The 17,437-nt window shown below is 63.6% G+C and carries 12 protein-coding genes and 1 pseudogene; 5 read left to right on the forward strand and 8 right to left on the reverse strand.

Translation table 11 applies throughout. The annotated features are described in order from the left end of the window. A pseudogene (locus K288_RS47960) lies at window positions 1–281 on the forward strand (transposase); the annotation flags it as partial. Between the two features lie 450 nt (window positions 282–731). Here the strand turns inward: K288_RS47960 and yghU are convergent. Beyond that, window positions 732–1,610: a glutathione-dependent disulfide-bond oxidoreductase gene (yghU, locus tag K288_RS0138680; RefSeq protein WP_027584286.1), complete on the reverse strand. Its 879-nt coding sequence runs from the start codon at window positions 1,608–1,610 to the stop codon at window positions 732–734. A gap of 142 nt (window positions 1,611–1,752) precedes the next feature. Then, on the reverse strand, window positions 1,753–3,411 hold the full coding sequence (locus K288_RS0138685; RefSeq protein ID WP_027584287.1) for an NAD(P)/FAD-dependent oxidoreductase: 1,659 nt from the start codon (window positions 3,409–3,411) through the stop codon (window positions 1,753–1,755). Window positions 3,412–3,670: 259 nt separating this feature from the next. Here K288_RS0138685 and K288_RS0138690 point away from each other — a divergent pair, with 259 nt between their 5' ends. Together K288_RS0138690 and K288_RS0138695 are read left to right on the forward strand one after the other, a co-directional pair. Next, window positions 3,671–4,804, forward strand: a complete 1,134-nt coding sequence (locus K288_RS0138690; protein ID WP_027584288.1) for a nitronate monooxygenase family protein — start codon at window positions 3,671–3,673, stop codon at window positions 4,802–4,804. 134 nt (window positions 4,805–4,938) lie between these two features. Further along, window positions 4,939–6,450, forward strand: a complete 1,512-nt coding sequence (locus K288_RS0138695; RefSeq protein ID WP_027584289.1) for an acetyl-CoA acetyltransferase — start codon at window positions 4,939–4,941, stop codon at window positions 6,448–6,450. A gap of 247 nt (window positions 6,451–6,697) precedes the next feature. Here the strand turns inward: K288_RS0138695 and K288_RS0138700 are convergent, their stop codons facing one another. The 6 genes from K288_RS0138700 to ltnD all read right to left on the reverse strand — a co-directional run bounded on the left by K288_RS0138700 (window position 6,698) and on the right by ltnD (window position 16,331). Next, entirely contained in the window at window positions 6,698–7,894 is a 1,197-nt protein-coding gene (locus tag K288_RS0138700; protein WP_027584290.1) for an efflux RND transporter periplasmic adaptor subunit, read from the reverse strand. Beyond that, a complete protein-coding gene (locus tag K288_RS0138705) occupies window positions 7,884–11,063 on the reverse strand; it encodes an efflux RND transporter permease subunit (protein WP_027584291.1) in 3,180 nt (1,059 codons plus the stop codon). Before K288_RS0138705 ends, K288_RS0138700 begins: the two co-directional genes overlap by 11 nt. Before the next feature lie 209 nt (window positions 11,064–11,272). Further along, a complete protein-coding gene (locus tag K288_RS0138710) occupies window positions 11,273–12,964 on the reverse strand; it encodes a methyl-accepting chemotaxis protein (protein WP_027584292.1) in 1,692 nt (563 codons plus the stop codon). A gap of 190 nt (window positions 12,965–13,154) precedes the next feature. Further along, window positions 13,155–14,432: a 3-oxo-tetronate kinase gene (gene otnK, locus K288_RS0138720; RefSeq protein ID WP_027584293.1), complete on the reverse strand. Its 1,278-nt coding sequence runs from the start codon at window positions 14,430–14,432 to the stop codon at window positions 13,155–13,157. Next, a complete protein-coding gene (otnI, locus tag K288_RS0138725) occupies window positions 14,429–15,211 on the reverse strand; it encodes a 2-oxo-tetronate isomerase (protein ID WP_027584294.1) in 783 nt (260 codons plus the stop codon). The genes otnK and otnI overlap by 4 nt, the downstream gene beginning before the upstream one ends. 205 nt (window positions 15,212–15,416) lie before the next feature. Next, window positions 15,417–16,331, reverse strand: a complete 915-nt coding sequence (gene ltnD / locus K288_RS0138730; RefSeq protein ID WP_027584295.1) for an L-threonate dehydrogenase — start codon at window positions 16,329–16,331, stop codon at window positions 15,417–15,419. Between the two features lie 119 nt (window positions 16,332–16,450). Here ltnD and K288_RS0138735 point away from each other — a divergent pair, with 119 nt between their 5' ends. Next, window positions 16,451–17,110: an aldolase gene (locus K288_RS0138735; RefSeq protein WP_027584296.1), complete on the forward strand. Its 660-nt coding sequence runs from the start codon at window positions 16,451–16,453 to the stop codon at window positions 17,108–17,110. 103 nt (window positions 17,111–17,213) lie between these two features. Continuing rightward, the coding region (locus tag K288_RS0138740; RefSeq protein ID WP_043161858.1) for a transposase at window positions 17,214–17,437 on the forward strand (224 nt) is incomplete at its 3' end.

Raw genomic sequence — 17,437 nt, forward strand, 5'->3', positions numbered from 1 at the left:
TCCGCGCCCGTGACGGAACGACCGAGGAAGAACTGACCGAGGCTTTCGAGCCGGATGACCAACCGGTGCTGGAAGCCGTGTCTTCTCAACTCGAGGGGACTACCGCGAAGCAAAAGAACCCACATCCAAAAGGCACGCTCGCCTTCGCTGCGTGGGTCATTGCTCGGCTCGGAGGATGGACCGCCTATTACGGAAAGCCTGGCCCAAAGGTGATGCGCCTAGGCCTCGAAGCCTTCCGCCGCATCAAATACGGCACCACTTTGAGGCTCGAAAATGTGTGAATCGGATAGCCGGTGACCGGGCTTTCTTGCCACCGTCATCCAGTGCGAACTTGTTCGCACGAAACTTAGCGCCAGCGTCGGGGCGCCAGGACCACACGCCTTCGCCGTCCGTGATGCGCGTGCTCGTCAGTCACACGCTCCACGTCCACCGCATCTCACCGCAACGTTCGTGACGATCGCGACCCGCCCCTCATCCGCCGTGAGACGCGCGGAGTTAAATCACTGATTTGCCCGATGACGGAAGCGGAATGTTTTTTGCGGGAGGGCTGGACAGACTTTTGGTGATTTGCCCGTCGGGTTGTTATGTCGCACCCAAACCATCCACATCGTCATTGCGAGCGCAGCGAAGCAATCCATAGCGCTGCAAGCGGAAGCATGGATTGCTTCGCTTCGCTCGCAATGACGGAGAGCGTGGCGCGGCAATCGCGTTCCACGGCGGTGATGCTATGGCTACGATGCCGCAGCCTGCCCGATCTTGTCCTGCGTCCTGGTCTCGAAATCGCTGGCGTCGTGGCGCTCGTGCAATTGGCTTGCGGGATCGCCCGAGACGCGGTTGACGATGCGGCCGCGCTTCACAGCCGGGCGCTTTGCGATCTGGTCGGTCCAGCGCTGCACGTTCTTGTATTCATGCACCGAGAGGAATTCGCCTGCGCCATAGAGCAGGCCCTTCACCAGCCCGCCGTACCACGGCCACACGGCGATGTCGGCGATCGTGTATTCGCTACCGGATAGATATTCGTTGTCCGCCAGACGACGATCCAGCACATCGAGTTGGCGCTTCACCTCCATCGCATAGCGGTCGATGGCATATTCGATCTTGGTCGGCGCATAGGCATAGAAGTGGCCGAAGCCGCCGCCAAGGAATGGCGCGCTACCCATCTGCCAGAACAGCCATGACAGGCACTCGGCGCGAGCCTGGCCGCCGGCCGGCAGCAAGGCACCGAACTTCTCGGCAAGGTGCATCAGGATCGCGCCGGATTCGAACACGCGGATCGGTTCCGGCCCGCTGCGGTCCAGCAGCGCCGGAATCTTGGAATTCGGATTGACCGCGACGAAGCCGCTGCCGAACTGGTTGCCATCGATCCTGATCAGCCAGGCGTCATATTCGGCGCCGGAATGGCCGAGTGCGAGCAGCTCTTCCAGCATGATGGTGGCTTTCTGGCCGTTCGGCGTCGCCAGAGAATAAAGTTGCAGCCGATGCTTTCCTACGGGAAGTTCCTTCTCATGCGTAGACCCGGCGATTGGACGGTTGATGCTGGCGAACCGGCCGCCATTCTCCTTGTTCCAGGTCCAGACTTTCGGCGGCTCATAGGCGGGTGCATCGGTCATTGATCAGGCTCCAGCGCGGAAGGCGGCGAGTATTAGCTCAAGGTACAGGGGCGGCAAAGGCGCGCGTGCGCCATGCCCACCCTCCACAACTGCATTGGATATGGTGGGCACGCTTCGCTTTGCCCACCCTACGAAAGTGGATTCAGGACGCGGCCGCCCGCTGCCGTCGTTCGGCGCCTGTCATCGCGAAGCCTTCATAGTCCTTCGCCGCAACCTCATTGCAGATCTGCCTGTAGGCTCCGACGCCGCCGATATAGGGCATGAAGATCCGCGGCTTGCCGGGAATGTTGGCGCCCATGTACCAGGAATTGGCCTGCGGATAGAGCGTGGTGTAGGCGACGTCGTTGACGTGCGCCACCCATTTGTCCTCGGCCTCCCTGGTCGCTTCCATCGTGTCGAGTTCGCGCTCTCGCATGTAATCAAGGCAATCGCTGATCCAGTCGACATGCTGCTCGATCGAGACGATCATGTTCGACAGCACGGACGGACTGCCGGGGCCGGTGATGATGAAGAGATTCGGAAAACCGGTGCTCATCAGGCCGAGATAGGTGCGTGGTCCCTCCGCCCATTTCGCGTTCAGCGTGAGCCCGTCACGGCCACGAATGTCGATTTTTGCCACCGATCCCGTCATCGCGTCGAAGCCGGTCGCCAGCACCAGTGCATCGAGTTCATATTCGCCTGCCGTGGTGCGCACGGCATTTTCCGTGATCTCCTCGATCGGATTGGACTTGATGTCGACCAGCGTCACGTTGGGGCGATTGAAGGTCGCGAAATAATCGGTGTCGACGCAGATGCGCTTGGAGCCGATCGGGTGGCTGTTGGGCTGCAGCAGGTTGGCTGTTTCGGGATCCTTGACGGTCTCCGCGATCTTCTCGCGCACGAAGTTCGCGGCGGTATCGTTGGCCGCCTGGTCCAGCGCTAGATTGTTGTAGGCCGACATGAACGTGAGGCCGCCACGCTGCCAGCGCGCCTCATAGCGGGTGCGACGTTCGTTATCGCCATCATCGAGCGCACCGCGATCAGGCAGGTCGGTATAGATGCCATTGCGCGCCACTTCCCGCTCCACGCGCCGGATCTCCGGATAGTTCGCGCGAAACCATGCGCGTTCCTCATCCAGCAGCTTGGCATTGCGGGCGGGAATCGAGAAATTCGCAGTGCGCTGGAACACAGTGAGATGGCTCGCCTGCTCGGCGATCACAGGTATCGACTGAATCCCGGACGAGCCGGTGCCGATCACGCCGACGTGCAGACCGGTGAAATCCACCAGCTCATGCGGCCAATGGCCGGTGTGATAGACTTGGCCCTTGAACCGATCGAGGCCCTTGACGTCGGGCTTGCGCGCATTCGACAGGCAGCCGGTGGCAAGCACCACGAATTTGGCAGTGACGGTCTTGCCGTCGGACGTGGTCACCGACCAAAGCTTGCTGGTCTCGTCGAACGCGGTCGTATCGACGCGGGTATTGAACTGGATGTCAGAACGCAGGTTGAAGCGATCGGCGACGTGGTTGGCGTATCGCAGAATCTCCGGCTGCGGCGCGTAGCGCTCGCTCCAGTCCCATTCCTGTTGCAGCTCCTCGGAGAACGAATAGGAATACTGCATGCTCTCGACGTCGCAGCGCGCACCGGGATAGCGGTTCCAGTACCAGGTGCCGCCGACACCACTGCCCTGCTCATACACCCGCGCCGTAAAGCCGAGACCGCGCAAGCGGTGCAGCATGTACATGCCGGAGAAGCCGGCACCGACCACGACGACGTCGTAGTGCGCGGCAGAAGTTGCGGAAGCGGATGGCGAGGCGGACATGGACGCGGGCTCCCTTGAAGATTCTTTTCGTTGCCGGCCAGCATTCTCCGCGACGCGCCAAAGCGCAAGAGACAAAGCGCCACCAGACGCGCGGGCATATTTTGCCTCGCGGAATGCGTTCGCGCTGTCACGCGCTGTCCAGCGCCTGCACGCAAGTTGCGGAAAGGCGATTGGCTTTCCTCTCCGCCATGCGCTAGCCTAATCAATATCAAAGCAAGAAAAGCAGCGTGAAGCTGCCATCGGGAGAGAGAACGCATCCATGAAATCGCCGATCTGCGGTATGCTGGGAGTTGAATTTCCCCTGCTCGCCTTCAGCCATTGCCGCGACGTGGTGGCAGCCGTCAGCCGCGCCGGCGGATTTGGCGTATTGGGCGCGACCGTCCATTCGCCTGAAAGCATCGAGCAGGAATTGAAATGGATCGACGACCACGTTGACGGCAAGCCCTATGGGCTTGACGTGTTGATCCCCGAGAACATCTCGACCGCCGGCGAGAAGAACGTCACCTGGAAAAGCCTGGAGCAGCGGGTCTCGCCCGCGCATCGCGACTTCACCCGTAATCTCCTGAAGAAATACGGCGTCGAGTTGACGACGACCGACGTCGCCGACAACCAGCCGCAGCCGTTCGACGCACAGCGCGCGCTCGAAGTGCTGGACGTCTCCTTCAAGCATCCGATCAAGCTGATCGCGAATGCGCTCGGCGTGCCGCCGAAGGAGATGATCGACATGGGCCGCAAACACGGCGTGCCGGTCGCAGCCCTGGTCGGCGCCAAGGAGCACGCGCTGCGCCAGGTCGCAGCCGGCGTCGACATCCTCGTCGTGCAGGGCACCGAGGCCGGCGGCCATTGCGGCGAGGTCTCGACCATGGTGCTGGTGCCGGAGGTCATCAAGGCGATCAAGCCGATCCGCGACGTGCCGGTATTGGCCGCGGGTGGCATCATGACCGGGCGCCAGATGGCGGCCGCAATGGCAATGGGCGCCGCCGGCGCCTGGACCGGCTCGGTGTGGCTCGCCACCGTGGAATCCGAGACCACCGAAATCTTCCGCGAGAAGATGATCGCAGCATCCTCGCGCGACGCGGTGCGCTCGAAGGGACGCACCGGCAAGCCGGCGCGGCAGCTCCGCTCGGTCTGGACCGATGCATGGGACCGCTCACCCGACAGCCCCGGCGCGCTGCCGATGCCGCTGCAAAGCATCATCAGCCGCGACGCCTTCAACTCGATCGATCGCTCGGCAGCCGCCGGCAACGAGAAGGCGCGCGACCTCGTCAGCTACTTCGTCGGCCAGGGCGTCGGCCTGATCGACAGCGTGAAATCGGCGGGCGCGGTGGTGCAGGAATTCAAGGAAGATTTTATCGAGGCGGTGGAACACATGAATGCGCTGGTGGCCGATTAACGCCGTCATTGCGAGGAGCGAAGCGACGAAGCAATCCACGCCTCCGCACGCTGGGAGATGGATTGCTTCGCTTCGCTCGCAATGACGGGTAAACTGAGCGGCGAGCCCAATGTCCGAAAGTGAACCAAGCAGAAATGTCCAATAGCATCCCCGAAGACCGCATCCCCGTCATCGTCGGCGTCGGCGAAATCGTCGACCGTCCCAAGGACATCGCCGCCGGGCTCGAGCCGCTGGCGCTTCTTGAAGAAGCGCTAAGACGCGCCGAAGCCGACAGCGGAGCGAAGCTGCTTGGTGACGTCCAGTCGCTCGACGTCGTCAATTTCCTGAGCTGGCGCTATCGCGATCCGGAAAAGCAGCTCGCCGCACGACTCGGCATCAAGCCGGCACATCTCTATTACGGCCCGGTCGGCGGCGAGAGCCCGATCCGCTATCTGCACGAAGCGGCGCAACGGATCGCGCGCGGCGAATGCAACGTGGCGGCGGTCTGCGGCGCCGAGGCGCAATCGACCGCGACCAAGGCGGATCGCGGCGGCATCGCGCTGCCGTGGACGCCGTTTGCGCATGATGTGGAAGAGCCGAAGCGCGGCGCGGCATTCCAGAAGCCGCTGGCCGTGAAGCTCGGCGTGTTCCGGCCGATCACGGTCTATCCGCTCTATGAGTCCGCGACATCAGCGCATTGGGGCCAGACGCCGCGCGAGGCGCTCGCGGAGTCCGGCGAGCTATGGTCGACCTATTCCAGCGTCGCGGCTGAGAACCCGAATTCGTGGCTGAAGAAGCGCTTCACGCCGCAGGAAATCACCACGCCGACGCCGGAGAACCGGCTGATCGCGTGGCCCTACACCAAGCTGATGGTGGCCAATCCGACCGTGAACATGGGCGGCGCGCTGCTGCTCACCAGCCTTGCCAAGGCCCGCGCGGCCGGCATCCCCGAGGACCGGCTGATCTATCCGCTGGGCGGCGCGTCGGCAGAAGAGCCGCGCGACTATCTCGTGCGCGACCAGTTCTTCGAGAGCCATCCGCAGACCGCGGTGCTGAAAGCGGTGATGGACCTGGTCGAAGGCGACGGCCGGAAGTTCGACGCGATCGAGCTCTATAGCTGCTTCCCCTGCGTGCCCAAGACGGCGCGACGCACGTTGGGCCTTGGCTCCGACGTGCAGCCGACCGTCACCGGCGGGCTCACCTTCTTCGGCGCACCGCTCAACACCTACATGACGCACGCGGCTTGCGCGATGGTGCGCAAGCTCCGCGGTGGCGCCAGGCTCGGCCTGCTCTACGGCCAGGGCGGCTTCGTCACCAAGCATCATGGTCTGGTGCTGTCGCCCGAGGCACCGAAGGCGGCGCTCAAGCAGGATACCAGCGTGCAGGGTGAAGCAGACAGCAACCGCCGCAAGGTGCCCGAATTCGTTGCGGAGGCCAGCGGCAAGGGCAAGGTCGAGAGCTTCACCGTGATCTATCGCGGCAATGGCGAGGTCGAGCACGGTGTCGTCATGTTGCGCACCGAAGACGACCGCCGCACGCTCGGCCGCGTCCCCGCGAACGACGCGCAGACATTGGCGCATCTGTTGAGCATGGAGCGCACGCCGGTGGGTACAACAGGCGATATCGTCATGGCGGATGACGGTGTGCCGGAGTGGCGGGTGGCGTAAGCCACCGAGATTCGTAGGTTGGGCAAAGCGAAGCGTGCCCACCCTGCCCTGCGCTTCTTTCCTTCTCCCCTTGTGGGAGAAGGTGGCGCGCATGCAATGCGGATGAGGGGTTGTCGCCGCGAGCGATCGTGCTTGTGGAGGGAAACCCCTCACCCAAGCGCATCAGTTGCTACCAGCGGCGCAGCCCTCTCCCACAAGGGGAGAGGGCGCAGCAATCGGCTTCGGCGCAATTCGTAGGGAGAGGCCCCTACCCCTTCACGTCCTGCTTCTCGGAGGCCGTGGTCGGCTTCTTCGCGGCGCCGCCGACCACGCGGACCTGGTCGCCGTCGTTGATGCCGTCGGGCGGCGCGATGATGATGCGGTCGTCGGCGGTGAGGCCGGAGGCGAGCTCGATCTCCTTGCCGAGATCGCGGGCGATCGTCACCTTCTTGAACAGGATCTTGTCATCGGCGCCGACGGTCGCAACGCGCAGGCCATTGCTGTCGAAGATCAGCGCGCTTGCGGGGATGTGCAGCGGAATGGTGTCGCGCTGCAATGTCAGCTTCACATTGGCATAACCGCCGGGCATCAATTCGCCGCTGGAATTGTCCAGCGCAAGCTGCATGCGCGTCGTTCCCGAGCTGACATCGACGGCCTGGGAGGAGGTTTCCACGGTCGCCGTGAAGGTGCGGTTCGGATATTCCGGCAGGGTGATGACCGCCTTGGCGCCCATCTTGATCGACGGCACGAAGTTCTGCGGCACGTTCACATAGACGCGCAGCTTGGAGATGTCGGAGACAATGAACATCGCCGGCCCTGCGCCGCCGCCGGCATTGATCAGCGCGCCGACGTCGGTATTGCGCTCGGTGACGACGCCATCGAACGGCGCGGTGATCTTCTTGTAGCCCGCAAGCGCCTCCAGCCGCTCGACATTGGCCTGGCCGGAATTGACGGCGGCCTTCTTGTTGGAGAGGTCGGCGGTGCGCTCGTCGATCTCCTGCATCGAGACGAAATTGGAGGCAAGCAGCGACCGGCGCCGGGTCAGCGTCGCCTCAGACAGCTTTGCGCTGGCCTGCTGGCTGGCGAGGTCGGCTCGCGCCTGCAGCAATTGCTGGTCGAGGTCGGGCGCTTCGATCTCGGCGATCACCTGCCCGGCCTTGACGCGGGCGCCGATGTCGACGCTCCAGCCCTTCAAGTAACCGGATACGCGGGCGAAGATCGGGGCGCGATAATAGGCCTCCAGCCGGCCCGGCAGGTCGATGGTGGGATTGAGCACCTTGGCGCTGGGCGGCGCCACCGCGACGCTCGGAACGGCCTGATTATCGGTCCATTCCTTGAGCTTGGTGCCCTGCTCCTCGCGGGCCCGGATGCCGGTGATGACGACGAGGACCAGGCCGACACCGGCCGCAAGCCCGAAAATGCCCAGTTTCCAGCGCGAGACCGGCGGGCGTTGTTCAGTGGGCATGCGACATCTCCGGTGCGGCGGCGGCGCTGGCGCCTTGTTTCTTGTGTACCATACTAAAGACGACGGGAACAAACATCAGTGTGGCGAACGTTGCAAAGATCAGGCCGCCGATCACGGCGCGGCCAAGCGGGGCGTTCTGCTCGCCACCCTCCCCCAGGCCGAGCGCCATCGGTGCCATGCCGATGATCATGGCCAGCGCCGTCATCAGCACCGGGCGGAAACGCACGAAACCGGCCTCAAGCGCGGCGGCGATCGGATCGCCGCTCGCCTCGTAGCGCTCACGGGCGAAGCTGATGACGAGCACGCTGTTGGCGGTGGCGACGCCCATGCACATGATCGCGCCGGTCAGCGCCGGCACCGATAGCGTGGTTTCGGTGGTGAACAGCATCCAGACGATGCCGGCGAGCGCCGCCGGCAGCGCGGTGATGATCACGAACGGATCGGACCAGGACTGGAAGTTCACGACGATCAGGAGATAGATCAGCACGATGGCGCCGAGCAGGCCGAACAACAGCCCGGAGAACGCACTGTTCATGGTCTGCACCTGGCCGAGCAGCACCACCGAGCTTCCCTTTGGCACGTCCTTTGCGGTCTCGGCGATCAGCGCCCGCACGTCGGCGGCAACAGCGCCGAGGTCGCGGCCCTGCGGCGTTGCGTAGATCTGCACCATGGACTGGATGTCGTATTGGGAAACCACCGCGCTCGAGGTCGAGCGCGAGATGTCGGCGATGCCGCCGAGGATCGGCGACTGCGGGTTGTTGCTTGCGGTGATCGGCAGCGTCTGCAGGGCGCTGAGCGAGTCGATCTGGTATTGCGGCGTCTGCATCACGATCGAATAGGACACGCCGTTGTCCGGATTGAGATAGTAGGTCGGCGCGACCTGCGAGCTGCCGGCGAGATTGACGACGAGGCTGTTGGTGACGTCGCGCTCGGTCAGGCCGACATATTGCGCACGGGTGCGGTCGACATCGATATTGAAGGTCGGGCTGTTCGGCGATTGCTGGATGCGCGCATCCGCAATGCCGGGAATGCGGCGAATCCGGCTCAGCAGCTTGTTGGCATAGGCGAAATTGGCGTCGAGATTGGCGCCGCGGATCTGCAGGTCGATCGGCGCCGGCGCGCCGAAGTTCAGGATCTGGCTGACGATGTCGGCCGGCAGGAAGGCGAAATTGATGCCGGGGAACATCCGCGGCAATTGCTCGCGCAGCGCCTGCACATATTCGACGGTCGGCTTGTGGCCTTCCTTCAGCTTGACCTGGATGTCGCCGTCCTGCGGACCGATCACGCCGGTGTTGTTGTAGGTCATGTTGATGCCGGAGATCGGCATGCCGATGTTGTCGGCCAGCGTATCGATCTCTTCGGGCGGGATGATCTTGCGGATCGCCTTCTGCACATCGGCGAGCTGGTTGGCAGTCTCCTCGACGCGGGTGCCGACCTGGGTGCGGACATGCATCAGGATGTTGCCGGCGTCGACCGAGGGAAAGAAATTGCGTCCCAGGAACGGCACCAGAAGCATCGACACCGCGACGAAGCCGAGGAATCCGGTGACGAATATGGCGCGGTGTCGGAGCGCCATCGCCAGCATGTCGTGATAGCCGCGCCGGATGCGCTCGAACCGCGCCTCGAAGCCGCGCTGGAACCATACCAGCGGATTGCGCGTCGGCGGCAGGCCGCCCTCGTGATGCACATGCGGCTGCAGCAGGTATTTCGCCATCGTCGGCACCAGCGTGCGCGACAGGATGAACGACCAGATCATCGCGAACATCACCGCTTCCGCCATCGGCACGAACAGGAAGCGCGCAACGCCGGTCAGGAAGAACATCGGCACGAACACGATGCAGATGCAGAGCAGCGAGACGAATGCTGGCGTGACGATCTGGTTGGCGCCGTCGAGAATGGACTGTTCGACCGGCTTGCCCTGCTCCAGGTGGTAGTTGATGTTCTCGATGGTCACGGTGGCGTCGTCGACGAGGATGCCGACCGCGAGCGCCAATCCGCCGAGCGTCATGATGTTGAGGGTCTCGCCGATCGCCGACAGCATGATGATGGCGCCAAGCACCGAGAGCGGGATCGAGACCGCGATGATGATGGTCGACCGCCAGCTCCCGAGGAACAACAGGATCATCACGCTGGTGAGCAGTGCGGCGATGACGCCTTCGAAGGCGACGCCGGTGATGGCGCCGCGGACGAATACCGACTGGTCGCCTATGAAGCCGATCTTCAGCGCGTCCGGAAGCTGGTCCTTGACGTCGATCACCTTCTGCTTGATGCCCGCGATGATATCGAGTGTCGAGATCGCGCCCGCCTTCAGCACCATCATCAGCACCGAGCGGTTGCCGTCGACATGGACGATGTTGGTCTGCGGCGGGTTGCCGTCGCGCACGGTGGCGACATCCCGCACATAGACCATGGCGCCGTTGACGGTCTTGATCGGCAGATTGCCGAGATCCTCTATCTTGAGCGGCGAGTTGTTGAGCTGGATGTTGTATTCGAACTGGCCGATCTTCTGCGTGCCGACCGGCGTGATCAGATTTTGTGCAGCGAGCGCATTGGCGACGTCCTGCCCCGACAGCCCGCGCGCCTGCAGCGCCGTGGAATTGAGGTCGATCTGCACCTGACGCTGCTTGCCGCCGAAGGGATACGGGATGGCGGCGCCGGGCACGGTGACGAGCGGCGTGCGGAGCTGATTGATGCCGATATCGGCAAGATTCTGCTCGGTCAGCCCCTCACCCGACAGCGCGACCTGGATGATCGGCACCGTGGAGGCGCTGTAGTTCAGGATCAAAGGCGGCGTCGCGCCCGGCGGCATCTGCTTCAAAAGCGTCTGCGAGATGGCCGTGACCTGGGCGTTGGCGGTGCGGATGTCGACATTCGGCTGGAAGAAGATCTTGATGATGCCGAAGCCGTTGTAGGAATTGGCGACGATATGCTCGATATCGTTGACGGTGGTCGTCAGCGCGCGCTGGAACGGCGTGGTGATGCGCCCGGACATCTGGTCCGGCGGCAGGCCGGTGTACTGCCAGACCACCCCGATCACGGGGATGCGGATGTCGGGAAAGATATCGGTGGGCGTGCGTAAGGCGGCGAGCGGTCCGACAATCAACAGGAGCAGCGCGAGCACGACAAAAGTATACGGCCGGCTCAGCGCGATACGGACCAGTGCAACCATTGACTAGTTATTCCCCGGAACCCGCAAAATATACGGGGGATTGGCGCCCCTACAGGCCAATTCACTAGCGTCGATCTAGCGAAAAACGGGCCAAAAGCCAACTTTACGTGACGCAATCCGCGTTCACATCCTCGACATAGCTGTCGGACCGTATCGGCCGCGGAGTGAGCCGCGGCCGGGAATTCTCGCGATTGGGCCGCTTTTCGCGATCAAGCCGCCCGCACCGACTCCAGGAACTTGCTGACCTCGACCTTGAGGCGGCTGCTGTCGCCGGACAACGCCTTCGCGGCCGACAGCACCTGCGTGGAGGCCGAACCGGTCTCGGTCGCGCCGCGCTGCACATCGGTAATGTTGGCCGAGACCTGGTGGGTGCCCTGGGCGGCCTGCTGGACGTTGCGGGAGATTTCCTGCGTGGCCGCGCCCTGCTCCTCCACCGCCGCGGCGATGGTCGAGGAGATTTCCGACAGCCGTTCGATGGTGTTGCTGATTTCCTTGATCGCGTTCACCGAGTCCTGGGTGGCGGCCTGGATGCCGGTGATCTGCTGCCCGATCTCGCCGGTGGCTTTCGCGGTCTGCTCGGCCAGCGCCTTCACTTCGGAGGCGACTACCGCAAAGCCGCGGCCCGCCTCGCCGGCGCGCGCCGCCTCGATGGTCGCATTCAGCGCCAGCAGATTGGTCTGGCCCGCGATCGTGTTGATGAGTTCGACGACATCGCCGATCCGCGCGGCAGCCTTCGAGAGCTCGCTGACGCGGTCGTTGGTGCTGCGGGCCTGGCCGACGGCGTCGCCCGCCATCCGCGCCGATTCCTGGACCTGGCGGCTGATCTCGGTGACCGAGGATGACAGCTCCTCGGTCGCAGACGCCACCGACTGCACGTTGGCGGAGGCCTCTTCCGAGGCGGAGGCGACCGTAGTGGTCAATTCCTGCGAGCGCGTGGCGGTCGAGGAGAGCGTGCCGGCCGCGGCTTCGAGCTGGGTCGAGGCGGAAGAGACGGTCTGGACGATCTCGCCGATCATAGTCTCGAAATTGCTGGTGATGGCGTCGACGCGGCGGCCGCGCTCGATCTTGGCTTCCGCATCGGCGGCTGCAGCCTCGTCAGCGGCCTTCTTGGCGATCAGCGCTTCCTTGAACACCTGCAGCGTATCGGCCATCGCGCCGATCTCGGTCTTCTCGCCCTGGTGCGGGACTTCGGCGGTCAGGTCGCCGTTTCCGAGCGCCTGCATTGGCTTGACGATGGAAGCGATGCCGGCCGAGACGTCGCGGACAAGATAGGTGCTGATGGCGGCGCCGCCGACGATCGCGATGCCAAGGATGATCATGAGCGTCATGAAGGACGAGGCGTAGCTATCTGCGGCATCCGGCGCCGCCTTGTCGGAGCCGGCATTGTTGAGATTGATGTCCTTCATCAGGATGGCGTCGGCGTCGAGACCGATCTTGTTTACGGTGTTGGTGTTCAGCTCGTGCGCCTCATGAGGAATCCGGCCAGCCTCCTTGCGAGACAGGGCCATGACATCCTGGGTGCCCTTTTTGTAAGCGTCCCAGGTCCTCGCCCATTCATCATAGATCGCACGCTCCTCCGGCGAGGTGATGACCTTCTCATAGGCTTGCCGGGTCTTGTTGTTGCTCTCGACCACGCCGGTCAGTGTCTTCTCGGCGGCCAGTTTCTCCTCCAGCGTCTCGGCCAGCATATGCTCGCGGACCACGTTGCGGTACGTGATGACGCCGGCCCTGAGATCGCCAAGCAGGCGGATGCTCGGCAGCCAGTTGGTGGCGATATCCGCGGCGTTGGCATTGATCGCCCGCGTGTTGCGGACCGCCAGCAGCCCCATACCCATCATCGCGACGAGCAGCAGCGCAACCACTGTGATAATCTTGGCGCGGATCGAGTACTTGGCGAGCATTGGGGAATCTCTTGGCGTTTGGCGCGTCGGTGACGCCTGCTGATGCAAAGTGCTTTGGGTTGGTTGGACGAATCGAAGGATGCCGTGTTGGCGATCAAGCCGCGCGACCTCCTGAGGGCGCGTTAATTTGTCCCTCCGTAAAGCTACGGTAGGCAAAAGACGTCACTAACAAATGAATGGAGCGATGCGATCAGCGCATCAGCGCGAGCGCGTCAGAGAAAAACTGCGGGCCGCCGAAATTGCCTGATTTCAAGGCAAGCAGCATCTCGCCTTTGTTCGCGCCGACCGCACGCAGCACCGGCACGCCCGCGGCAATCTCCGCGCCGACGAGGAAGCCCGGAATTTTCAAGCGATCGACCACGGCGCCCGACGTTTCACCACCGGCGACCACCAATCGGCGCACGCCGTCTTCGACGAGACCTTCCGCAATGTCGGCCATCGCTTGCTCGATGGCATGCCCGGCTGCATCACGGCCATGTCGAGACTGCAGAGCTGCGACTTCGTCGGGCGTGGTGCTGCTGGCGATCAACACCGGGCCTTCGCCGATCCGGTCACGCGCCCAGCCGAGCGCGCGGTGGACTTCGTCTTTGCCGGTCACGATCCGCTCGGGGTCGAGATGCAGCACCGCCATGCTACGCTCGGCATTGCTGATCTGCTGCAGCGTCGCCTGCGAGCAGCTTCCGGCGAGACAGGCAGCAGGTCCGCCGACCGGCGCCTCGGCCGTTGCGCTCACGACCTCCGACCTGACCTTGCCCGAGTCAACCAGCGCCCGGGCAAGCCCGAGCCCGATCCCGGAAGCGCCGACGGATACGCGATGATCCAGCGCCACCGTGCCGATGGTGCCGAGGTCGCGGTCGAACACGGCATCGATGATGGCGGCGCCAAACCCGCCAGCGGCAAGATCGGCAAGACGCGCGCGAACGGCGTCCGGACCGCGCGCGACGGTTGCGAGGTCGACCAGCCCGACCTTGGTCCTGCTCTGGCGCGCCAGCACTCGCACCAGGTTCGAGTCATGCATCGGGTTGAGCGGGTGATCCTTGAGCGGGCTTTCGTTCAGCGGCACCGAGCCGACGAACAGATTGCCCTGGTAGACGGTACGGCCAGTTTCCGGGAATGCCGGGGTGACCAGCACGATCCTGTCGCCCGAATCTTCGCGCAGCGCATCCATCACCGGGCCGATATTGCCGGCGTCGGTGGAATCGAAGGTCGAGCAGATCTTGAACAGCACATGCGAGGCGCCGCGGCCGCGCAGCCATTTCTCCGCTGCACGCGAGCGCGTCACCGCCTGGCTCGCTTCGATCGAGCGGCTCTTCAGCGAAACCACCACCGCATCGACCTCGGGCAGAGCGAGATCGTCGGAGGGTACGCCGATCGTCTGCACCGTGCGCAGGCCGGCACGGGTCAGCGTGTTGGCGAGATCGGAGGCGCCGGTGTAGTCGTCGGCGATGCAGCCCAGCGCCAAAGTCATGCTTTTGCTCCGGCATAGGGCTTGAACCAGCCGAGGCCGTCGGTGGTCTTGCCGCGCGGGTTGTATTCGCAGCCGACGAAGCCGGCATAGCCGAGCCGGTCGAGCTCATCGAACAGGAACGGATAGTTCAGTTCTTCGCCGTCAGGCTCGTTGCGCGAGGGGATGCTGGCGATCTGGACGTGGCCTGTTATCGGCATCATCTCGCGCAGCCGCATCGTGACATCGCCATGAATGATCTGGCAGTGATAGATGTCGAACTGCAGCTTCAGGTTCGGGATCTTCAATTCGTTGATCAGATCGCTGGCAAAGCCGAAATCATTGAGGAAATAGCCGGGCACGTTGCGCGGATTGATCGGCTCGATCACGACGTCGAGGCCGTGCGGCGCGAAGAATTCGGCGGCCCATGTGACGGATTTATAAAATGCCTCGACCGCCTTGCTGTCGCTCCGATTAGCTATCCCCGCCATCAGGTGCACGCGCTTGACGCCGGTCGCCTCCGCATAGGGCAATGCGGTGGTGAGGCTCGCCTTCAGGTCTTCAAACCGGTCCGGCAGCGCCGCAAACCCTTTCTCTCCGGCTGCCCAATCGCCCGGTGGCAGGTTGAACAGAGCTTGCGTCAGGCCGTTCTTGTGCAGCCGATCGCCGATCTCCTTCGCCGGATGGTCATAAGGAAACAGGAACTCCACCGCGGTGAAGCCTGATTTCGCCGCAGCCTCGAAACGGTCGAGGAACGGGACTTCGTTGAACATCATGGTGAGATTGGCGGCAAAGCGGGGCATCGACAGACCTTTGTTTGCTATAGCGTGATGCGAGCTGACTTCACCTCTCCCGCTTGCGGGAGAGGTCGGCGCGTAGCGCCGGGTGAGGGCTCTCTCCCCACGGATGGTCCCATTGCGGAGACACCCTCACCCCGGCCCTCTCCCGCAGGCGGGAGAGGGAGCGCAGCGTTCATCGCGGATACGATTCGGACTGATCTCATCTGCTCTATTTCGGTTCGCCGGGCAGCTTCGTTCCGGTGACGCGGGCATACATCCGCGCCACCGAGGCGTCATCGTCGCGCCCCATGCCGGCGGCCGCGGTCATCAGAAACATCTGCAGCGCTGCGGCTGAAACCGGCACCGGGAATCTCGCATTTCGCGCCATGTCCTGGATAATGCCGAGATCCTTGACGAAAATCTCCACCGCGCTGCGCGGCGTGTAGTCGCCGTCGAGCACATGCGGCATCCGGTTCTCGAACATCCAGGAATTGCCGGCGGAGGCCGTGATCACCTCGTAGACCTTGCGGATGTCGAGGCCCTGTCTGGCCGCAAACGCGATCGCCTCCGAGGCTGCGGCGATATGCACGCCGGCCAAGAGCTGGTTGATCATCTTGAACGCGGCGCCCTGCCCGGCCGCATCGCCGAGTTCGTAGAGCTTGGCGGCCATCGCATCGAGCGCGGGACGGGCTTTCGCGAATGCCGCCGCGCTGCCGGAAGCAAGGATGGTGAGCTCACCCTGCGCCGCACGCTGGGCGCCGCCGGAGATCGGGGCATCCAGATAATGCCGTCCAGTTGCCTCGAGCTGCTTTGCCAAGCGCCGCGCCACATCGGGGTCCATGGTCGCGGAGGAGACGAACACGGATCCTTTCGGCAGCGTCTCGGCCACGCCATTTTCGCCGAACAGGATCGTTTCGGTCTGGGCGGCGTTGACGACCACGCTGACCGCAATGTCGGCGCCATCGGCGGCTTCCTTCGGCGTTTTGGCGCCCTTGCCGCCACCCTGGACGAACCGCGCGACGCTGTCGGCCGCCACGTCGCAGCCGATCACCTCAAACCCCGCGCGCAGCAGCGAGGTCGCCATGCCAAATCCCATCGAGCCGAGCCCGATCACGGCAACGCGGGTTTTTGACGATTCAGGCATGCGGCGGTCCCTCACGTGTTTCTTAGGAGTCTTACCCCTTTAGGAGTCTTACCCCTGCGTATCACGGCTTGGCCGCCGTGCCAAAGCGTGAGACAAGGCGGAAAACAGGTATGGCTGCCATGAGCGAAACAAAGCTCCGTGAGGAAATCTGCCGCTTCGGCCGCTCGCTGTTCGAACGCGGGCTGACGCCGGGTTCTTCAGGCAATATCAGCGTGAGACTCGACGATGGCGGTTGGCTGGTGACGCCGACCAATGCCTCGCTCGGTTTCCTTGACCCTGTCAGGATGTCGCGGCTCGATGCTGATGGACGACTGGTCTCGGGCGACGCGCCGACCAAGGAGGTGCCCCTGCACACCGCGCTTTATCAGACCCGCGGTGCGGCCCGTGCCGTGGTGCATCTGCATTCGACCCATTCGGTGGCGCTCTCGATGCTGCCCGAGATCGACCCGCGCGCCGCGCTGCCGCCGTTGACGGCCTATTATGTGATGAAATGCGGCCAGACTGCGCTGGTGCCCTATTATCGTCCCGGCGACCCCGCGGTGGCCGACGCGATCAAGGGACTGGCGGGTAAATATTCGTCAGTGCTGCTCGCCAATCATGGGCCGGTGGTTTCAGGCGACACGCTGGAAGCCGCGGTGTTCGCGACGGAGGAACTGGAAGAGACCGCGAAACTCTATCTGCTGCTGCGCGGGCTGAACCCGCGCTATCTATCGCCCGAGCAAGTCGCGGATTTGACGAAGGTGTTCGGGCTGAAGCTGCCGGAGCACAACGAGCACTGAATTCGTAGGGCGGATTAGCACTACTGAGTCAAGCGGTCGCGGTCTTTTGGGGCTGAGAATCAAGTAATTGAAGAGATTCAATATTTGGCACGTGGAGGGCCAGATGGATCTCGATCAGAGCGAAGCACGGTTTGCGGAGTATGTGGCCGGTCTTGGAAGCGCGATCGGTCACGCGGAGCGGACGAGGCCGCTGCGCGACTATTGCACGGGGCTGATGCTGCCTGGGGAGCGCAAGAGCGTGGAGCCGATGGCGGCGCGGACGGCTCCGGCGCGCACGGCGGCACAGCACCAGTCGCTGCTGCATTTTGTCGCCAACGCGGCCTGGTC

This window comes from Bradyrhizobium sp. Ai1a-2 (assembly GCF_000426245.1).
Taxonomy (GTDB): Bacteria; Pseudomonadota; Alphaproteobacteria; order Rhizobiales; family Xanthobacteraceae; genus Bradyrhizobium.

Bases quoted from the DNA above. Each gene is read 5' to 3' on its own strand.
- ltnD (WP_027584295.1), bottom strand. From the start codon at position 16,331: ATGCCTGAATCGTCAAAAACCCGCGTTGCCGTGATCGGGCTCGGCTCG.
- K288_RS0138690 (WP_027584288.1), top strand. From the start codon at position 3,671: ATGAAATCGCCGATCTGCGGTATGCTGGGAGTTGAATTTCCCCTGCTC.
- K288_RS0138705 (WP_027584291.1), bottom strand. From the start codon at position 11,063: ATGGTTGCACTGGTCCGTATCGCGCTGAGCCGGCCGTATACTTTTGTC.
- K288_RS0138735 (WP_027584296.1), top strand. From the start codon at position 16,451: ATGAGCGAAACAAAGCTCCGTGAGGAAATCTGCCGCTTCGGCCGCTCG.
- K288_RS0138695 (WP_027584289.1), top strand. From the start codon at position 4,939: ATGTCCAATAGCATCCCCGAAGACCGCATCCCCGTCATCGTCGGCGTC.
- yghU (WP_027584286.1), bottom strand. From the start codon at position 1,610: ATGACCGATGCACCCGCCTATGAGCCGCCGAAAGTCTGGACCTGGAAC.
- K288_RS0138700 (WP_027584290.1), bottom strand. From the start codon at position 7,894: ATGCCCACTGAACAACGCCCGCCGGTCTCGCGCTGGAAACTGGGCATT.
- K288_RS0138685 (WP_027584287.1), bottom strand. From the start codon at position 3,411: ATGTCCGCCTCGCCATCCGCTTCCGCAACTTCTGCCGCGCACTACGAC.
- otnK (WP_027584293.1), bottom strand. From the start codon at position 14,432: ATGACTTTGGCGCTGGGCTGCATCGCCGACGACTACACCGGCGCCTCC.
- otnI (WP_027584294.1), bottom strand. From the start codon at position 15,211: ATGCCCCGCTTTGCCGCCAATCTCACCATGATGTTCAACGAAGTCCCG.
- K288_RS0138710 (WP_027584292.1), bottom strand. From the start codon at position 12,964: ATGCTCGCCAAGTACTCGATCCGCGCCAAGATTATCACAGTGGTTGCG.